The sequence below is a fragment of the Sphingomonas sp. CCH9-E2 genome, from assembly GCF_001557215.1.
Classification (GTDB): domain Bacteria; phylum Pseudomonadota; class Alphaproteobacteria; order Sphingomonadales; family Sphingomonadaceae; genus Sphingomonas.
On the sequence record NZ_LSJM01000349.1, the window covers coordinates 1 to 6353 of the forward strand.

The 6353-nt window shown below is 65.4% G+C and carries 5 protein-coding genes; 3 read left to right on the forward strand and 2 right to left on the reverse strand.

From position 1 onward, the window contains the following. Positions 1–226: 226 nt before the first annotated feature. Positions 227–421, reverse strand: coding sequence for a heavy-metal-associated domain-containing protein (locus AX681_RS16260; protein WP_007407007.1), 195 nt, complete (start codon positions 419–421; stop codon positions 227–229). A 134-nt stretch (positions 422–555) separates the two neighbouring features. Between AX681_RS16260 and AX681_RS16265 the strand changes: the two genes are divergently transcribed. The 3 genes from AX681_RS16265 to AX681_RS16275 all read left to right on the forward strand — a co-directional run bounded on the left by AX681_RS16265 (position 556) and on the right by AX681_RS16275 (position 3884). Continuing rightward, positions 556–3009 (forward strand): heavy metal translocating P-type ATPase, encoded by a 2454-nt coding sequence (locus AX681_RS16265; protein ID WP_269430554.1) that lies wholly within the window; start codon positions 556–558, stop codon positions 3007–3009. 11 nt (positions 3010–3020) lie between these two features. Further along, a complete protein-coding gene (gene cueR / locus AX681_RS16270; protein WP_066655886.1) occupies positions 3021–3410 on the forward strand; it encodes a Cu(I)-responsive transcriptional regulator in 390 nt (129 codons plus the stop codon). A gap of 126 nt (positions 3411–3536) precedes the next feature. After that, positions 3537–3884: a four-helix bundle copper-binding protein gene (locus AX681_RS16275; protein WP_231733629.1), complete on the forward strand. Its 348-nt coding sequence runs from the start codon at positions 3537–3539 to the stop codon at positions 3882–3884. Between the two features lie 127 nt (positions 3885–4011). Here AX681_RS16275 and AX681_RS16280 read toward each other — a convergent pair whose 3' ends face one another. Further along, positions 4012–5964 carry a cytochrome c/FTR1 family iron permease gene (locus tag AX681_RS16280; RefSeq protein ID WP_046407128.1) on the reverse strand — a complete coding sequence of 651 codons (1953 nt, stop codon included), beginning with the start codon at positions 5962–5964 and terminating at the stop codon, positions 4012–4014. Positions 5965–6353: the final 389 nt, after the last annotated feature.

Here is a 6353-nt window from a genome sequence, read left to right on the forward strand (position 1 = left end):
CGATTGAAAGGTGCGTAGAAGCTGCTGCGAAAGCCCGTGAGACGGTGCGATGCACCGTCAAGGTCGCGCCCGCCCCATAAAGTAACAACGCGGACTTTTGAGGCTTCAGCCGGTGTCATGACCGTTTCAGGCCGGTGCACTTATGATCGCGAGGCGGGCGCGTGCGGATCAACACACAATCCTTTTACGCGCCCGCCCCGAAAGCCCTCAGGCAAAATAGGGCTCTCTATTGCGTCACCGCGAAGCCGGCCTTCTCTATGGCCCGCTTGAGTTGCTGTACATCGGCCGTCGAGTTTACCGAAACGGTCTTGCTCGCCAAGTCGACGTTGACGACGGCCTTGGCATCGACGCGCTGAAGCGCGCTGGTCACACCGCGCGCACAGCCTCCGCAGGTCATTCCCTGAACTTTGAAATCGATCATCTTCGTTCTTCCATGAGGTGGATGAAGCAGATGTGGGGTTTGACACTGTGTCAGGGTCAAGGGGTGTATTTAGCTGTTGACCTTGACACGATGTGAGGGACGATAAGGCCATCGACTCAGTAGTGGAGACGACCATGAGCGCCCCGGCGCAGCTGCCAATGCAGACACAGGCGAGAAGCGAAGACAGGCTGTCGCTGGCCATCGATGGCATGACCTGCGCGACGTGTGTCGGGCGGGTGGAGCGCGCCATCGCCGGGGTGCCGGGCGTCGCCGGCGTCTCGGTCAATCTCGCGACGGAGCGCGCGAACGTCGAGTTCGTCGATGGACGATCCGATGTCGCTGCCGTAGCCGATGCGGTTCTTGCGGCGGGCTACACCCCGTTGACGCAAACGACCGAGTTGACGATCACGGGCATGACCTGCGCCTCATGTGTCGGCCGGGTCGAGAAGGCGCTGCTGAAAGTGCCCGGCGTCCGCTCCGCGAGTGTCAACCTGGCAGCCGAGACGGCGCGGATCGAAACGGTGGGTGGCGTCCCCACTTATGTCTTGGTCGAGGCCGTCGAAAGCGCTGGTTACACCGCATTCGCGCGCACCGGATCGGCGGAGGCGGAACGAAGCGCCGAGGACGCCCGCCGCGACGCAGCCGCAACAAGAGAGCTCCGCCACGTGCTGATCGCCGCGGCGCTGTCGCTGCCGCTGGTCGTTCCGATGCTGCTGGCCCCGTTCGGTATCGAGGTGGCGGTGCCGGGCTGGATCCAGCTGCTGCTCGCGACGCCCGTGCAGTTCTGGCTGGGCGCGCGCTTCTATCGCGCGGGTTGGAAGGCCGCGCGCGCCCGAACCGGCAACATGGACCTGTTGGTCGCGATCGGCACATCGGCCGCCTACGGGCTCAGCCTCTACCAGCTGCTGTTCGCGCCGATGCACGGCATGGATGCGCATTATTACTTCGAGGCTTCGGCCGTCGTCATCACCCTTATCCTGCTCGGCAAATGGCTCGAAGGCCGCGCCAAGCGTCAGACCGGAGAGGCGATCCGCGCGCTGATGGCGCTGCGGCCCGACCAGGCTCGCGTTGTCGGCACCGACGGCAGCGAACGAGAGATTGCCCTGGCGGAGGTGCGCTCGGGTGACCGCGTCCGCGTCCGGCCCGGGGAGCGCATCCCCGTCGATGGACGACTGATCGAGGGAGCGACCCATGTCGATGAATCCATGCTCACCGGAGAGAGCCTTCCGGTCGCCAAGGCCGCTGGAGACCCAGTGACCGGCGGATCGATCAACGCGGACGGGCTCATCCTGGTCGAGACGACGGCGGTGGGGGCTGAGACCACCCTCGCCCGCATCGTGCGCCTGGTCGAAAGCGCGCAAGGCGCCAAGGCTCCGATCCAGCGGCTCGTCGACAAGGTCAGCGCCGTGTTCGTGCCAATCGTCCTCGTCATAGCCGCGCTTACCCTCGCCGGATGGCTGATCGCCGGCGCCGGAGTGGAAGTCGCGATCCTGAACGCGGTCGCGGTGCTCGTCATCGCCTGTCCGTGCGCGCTCGGCCTGGCCACGCCGACCGCGATCATGGCCGGCACGGGCGTTGCCGCGCGGGCCGGTGTCCTCATCAAGGACGCGGAGGCGCTGGAGACCGCGCACCGCATCAACATCGTCGCGTTCGACAAGACCGGCACGCTGACCGAGGGCAAGCCCTCGCTGCTGGCCGCACTGCCGGCCGAGGGGGCCGAACGCGCCGAGCTGATCGCGCTCGCCGCGGCGCTTCAGGCTGGAAGCGAGCATCCGCTCGCCCGGGCCGTCTTGGCGTGGGCCAGCTCGGAAGGCGTCGAACCCGCCCGCGCCAACGGGATGCGCGGCCTGCCCGGCCGCGGGGTTGCTGCAGACGTCAACGGCCGCAACCTGATCCTCGGCAGCACGCGCTTGATGGACGACGAAGCTATCGTGATGACACCGCTGGCGAGTGAGGCGGCCAGGCTGGAAGCCGAGGGACGGACGGTCTCCTGGGTCGCGGAACGCGCGCCCGAACGCCGCCTTCTCGGCCTTCTGGCGTTCGGCGACGAGGTCAAGGCTTCCGCCGCTGCTGCCGTGGCGGCGCTGCATGGCCGTGGCATACGCAGCGTGATGCTGACCGGAGACAATGCGGGAAGCGCCCGCGCAGCGGCGGCCAAGCTCGGCATCGACGATTTCGTTGCCAATGTCCTGCCGGAAGGAAAGTCGGATGCGGTAGCAGCATTGCGGGGCGGGGACCGCACGGTCGCGATGGTCGGGGACGGCGTCAACGACGCCCCTGCCCTCGCTGCAGCAGATGTCGGCATCGCCATGTCAACCGGAACAGACGTTGCGATGCACGCAGCGGGCATCACGCTGATGCGGGGCGATCCGCGCCTGGTCGCGGACGCGATCGACATCTCCAAACGGACATATTCCAAGATCCGCCAGGGGCTGTTCTGGGCGTTCATCTACAACCTGGTCGGCATCCCGCTGGCAGCGTTCGGGTATCTAAGCCCGGTGATCGCCGGCGCGGCGATGGCGCTGTCGAGTGTCAGCGTCGTCGCCAATGCTCTGACGCTTCGCCGTTGGCGTCCGACAGCGGCTTGAGGAGGCGATACGTGAATATAGGACAGGCGGCCAAAGCTTCGGGCGTCAGCCAGCGGATGATCCGCCATTATGAGGCGATCGGCATCATTCCGAAGGCCACGCGGCGTGATTCCGGCTACCGCGACTATGACGAACGCGAAGTCCACATGTTGCGCTTCATCGGCCGCGCACGCGATCTGGGCTTTCCAATTTCGGAGATCGGCCAGCTCGTCGCGCTGTGGCAGGACGGCGATCGGGCGAGTGGTGAGGTCAAGGCCCTCGCGCTTGCACGAGCCGCGGAGATGGAGCGCAAGGAGCACGAGCTCCGAGCGATGCGCAAGTCGCTCGAAGATCTGGCGCGTCGCTGCGCGGGCGGAGATCGACCGGATTGCCCGATCTTGCGATCGGAGTGGAACATGTGAGTCTGCGTTGCGCTAAAGAAAAGGGTTGACCTTGGACGATGGTCCGAGCCGTAAGGACGGTGAAGTCCAAACCGCGGCGAGGGATAGCGCCAAGTACCGCGTATATACAAGGGGAGGGGGGCGCATATGGAAGGAAAGACAATGCATCAGATCGATCCCGAGATGAAGGCGTGCATCGACGCCTGCCATGAATGCCACATCACCTGCCTTCACATGGCGATGAATCACTGCCTGGAGGCGGGCGGGCGACACGCCGAGCCTCAGCACATGAAGCTGATGCTGGACTGTGCTCAGATTTGCAGTGTCGCGATCGACTTCATGGCGCGCAAGTCCGAGCACCACCGGCATATCTGCCGCGAGTGCGCCGAGATTTGCCGGGCGTGCGCGTCGAGCTGCGAAGGGTTGGACGGCATGGAGGATTGCGTCGCCGCGTGTCGCAAGTGCGCCGACGCTTGCGACAAGATGGCCGCGTAAATGGCCCGAGGGCGGCGCTTTCCCCGCCGCCCTCCCGTTACATTGCGAGCCAAGGCGCGTGAGACGGTGCTATGCACGGTCAGGGTTGGCAGCAACGCTTTAGAGAGGGGCGTCACCTGCCCTGCCGCTAGGCTAGCGGCCCGCCCGTCCGCGGCTTGGCGCGGCGGTTCCAGGCGAACCCGATCATGATCGCGGCAAGCATCAGGAGTTGTGCCAGCACCGACTGAAATGTCGGGAACAGGCCCAACATCGAGATACGTGGCACGCTGGCGAGCGGCGCTATGTCGATGATCCCCGCCTCTTGGAGAGCAGCGACTCCCTTACCGGCCAGCACGACCGTCAGAGCGGCCATCAGCCATGAGCTGTAGCGGAAGAACTGCGTAATCGGCAGCGTCCGGCTGTAGCGGAGCATTGCCCAGGCGATGACGGCGAGAAGGCTGATCGCTGCGCCGGCCCCGGCCAGCAGCATCGCGGTGTTCCCCTGTGTCGAGAGCGCGGCGTAGAAAAGGATCGTCTCGAATACCTCCCGATAGACAACCAGGAATGCGAGCCCGAACAGGAACCATCCCGACCCGCCCGATAGCGCCCGTGACATTTTCTCGCGGATATAGCGTTGCCATTGATCAGCTTGTGCCTTGCCGTGCATCCAGATTCCGACCGAGAGCAGGACCACGGCCGCGAACAGCGAGCCGAACCCTTCCGTCAGTTCCCGGCTCGCGCCGCTTATACCGATCGCATAGGTGGCAACCGCCCAGGTAATCCCGCCGGCGACGAGCGCGCCGACCCAGCCACCATGCACATAGCGCATGGCTTCCGGCCGCTCCGCTTTGCGGAGGAACGCAATCATGGCCACCACGATCAAGAGAGCTTCCAGCCCTTCGCGCAGCAGGATCGTGAAGGCTCCCAAGAAGGTGGACGCCTGCGTCGCGGCGTCGGGCGCGAGCGCGGCCTCGGCATCATCGAACAGGCCGCCCAGCACTGCCACTCGTTCGGTCACGTCATCGGCTGACGTGCTGCTCTCCACAGCGGCGCGATATTCTCCCATCGCGCCTTCGATCCGGGACATGAGGTTCGGGTCGCGCGCCGAGAGCGTCGGTTCGATCGGCTCGAACCCGTCGAGGTAGGCGGACAGCGCCAGTTCCTTTGCAGCGCGCCGGTCGCCGCGCTGGAACGCGGCGAGGCTTTGCGCAAGCTTGGCGCGCGCCACGGCGAGCGGGCTTGGGGCTTGTTGCATCACCTGATCGGGGTGGCGACGCAGATAGGCGAGCACCGCGTCGGCTTTCACCTGCCCGATGCTGCCCGCAAGCGCGGCGGGGGTGAGCGCGACCAGGGTTTTCAGGTCGGGAATTCGTGCCCGCAAGCTCGCGTCCGACTTCCACAGCCGCTCACCCTCGACCGCTTGTGCGTCGGTGGAGGCGAAGCTGCCGGAGCGGAACGCGAGCGCCCAGCGCTGATCGCTAGACAGATCGACGAAGCTCTGCATCGCGGTTCCGTCGATGCCTTGGCTTATCACCTGATAGAGCGCGAACACGCTGCGCTGGCGCGCTCGCTCGGCATCAGTAAAGGCGATCGGTGGCGGGTCGAGCTTGGCGGCGTCGGGACCGTGCCCGTTGCCTGTCATGCCGTGGCAGGACGCGCAGGATTGTCGAAAAACCGCTCCTGCTGTGGAGATGTCCGGTGTCTTGTCCGGGGCGAGCGGAACCGGATAGGCCTTGAGCAGATCGGCGGCGAGCCCGTAGGCGAGCGCCGCGACCTGTTGGGCCGAGCCCTTGCGGGCAATCACGCCTTGGAGCTGCGAAGCCCGTTGGATCAGGGATTGCCGCTCAGGTGTCGCAGGGAGCGCGCGCAGGCGGGTGGACACGCCTGCGGCGAACTCCGTCATCTCCGCGTATTCGGACGCACTTGTGACCGCGCCGTTGGCGACCGCACCGCCATAATCGACCGCCATATAATCGAGCAGACGCCAAGCGGTTTGCACGTCGCCGGGATCGGCCGTCGCCGCAGCGGGAATCAACAGCAGCATAAGCGACGCGACCAGCGCGAGTGCAGGCTTAATCAGCGCGACCCGAAGTGACGGCATATGGGTGATCGTCTCCAAGCTTTACTCGTCGCGCACTATGCGAACAGCTCTCATTAGCAGTATTGGGCGGAGGGCGCGATCACCAAGGCAGCCGATGATGAACATCGCCGCGTCAACGGGCGATCGTCGCCGGCGACAGATCGTGACCGTGAACCGGTCCCGATTGAACGACGCAAGAAAGCGGCGACGAAGGCACGCGAGACGGTGCGATGCGCGATCAAGGTCCGCAATGGAGCCAGCAGTGATCGAGGATACTTTCAGATCACGTACTTGTCCCAGCCTGCATAATGCTCGGCGCTGCGCTTCCCCCTTGGAAAGCTGAGGCCGACGAGCGCAATGCCCGCTACGACCGAGGCCACGGCACCAAGGTGACCAACGCCGTCCAGGAG